We start from the raw sequence: 720 nt of genomic DNA, 5'->3' as shown, positions 1-720 counted from the left end.
TGAAACACCCACCTTGCATATCTGCCGCTGTTAGCTTACCAGAACGTGCTTTCTTAGAGACAGCCATTAGCTCTTCAGATAGCTCGTAAATGCCTTTCTTGTTCACGTCTTTGAAGACTGGAACAACAAGACCATTTGGCGTATCAACCGCGATACCCACGTTTACGTATTTCTTAAGAATGATGCTTTCACCATCGTCAGAAAGAGAAGAGTTAAACGCAGGGAATGCTTCTAGTGCCTTAGCAACTGCCTTCATGATGAACACAAGTGGCGTGATCTTCATGCCAGTATCTTTCTTCGCTTCGATTGCGTTCTGTTCTTTACGGAATGCTTCTAGCTCAGTGATGTCAGCGTTGTCCCACTGTGTAACATGAGGAATCATTACCCAGTTACGGTGCAGGTTAGCGCCAGAGATCTTCTTGATCTTAGAAAGTTTCTGAACTTCCGTTTCGCCAAACTTGCTGAAGTCAACTTTTGGCCATGGTAGTAGACCAAGAGCAGAACCGTCACCGCCTTTGCCAGATGCTGCAACGCCAGACTCTAAACGCTTCAGTGCATCTTTCACGTAAGACTGAACGTCTTCTTTTAAGATGCGGCTCTTACGGCCTGTACCTTTGACCTTAGCAAGGTTAACGCCAAATTCACGAGCGATACGACGAACAACCGGTGAGGCGTGTGCATACTCATGGTTATCTTGGAAATCGCCGGTTGCTGCTGGAG

The 720-nt window shown here is 46.7% G+C and carries 1 protein-coding gene; it reads right to left on the bottom strand.

Features of this window, described 5'->3' with window-relative positions; all coding sequences use genetic code 11:
- On the bottom strand, positions 1–720 hold a 720-nt coding region (locus tag ACP45E_RS00350), incomplete at both ends, for a 2-oxo acid dehydrogenase subunit E2 (protein WP_198927657.1).

It is taken from the genome of Vibrio genomosp. F10 str. 9ZD137 (assembly GCF_049974785.1).
GTDB lineage: Bacteria > Pseudomonadota > Gammaproteobacteria > Enterobacterales > Vibrionaceae > Vibrio.
The sequence above is the reverse complement of the archived record's forward strand: the minus strand, read 5'-3'. Positions and strand labels throughout refer to the sequence as shown.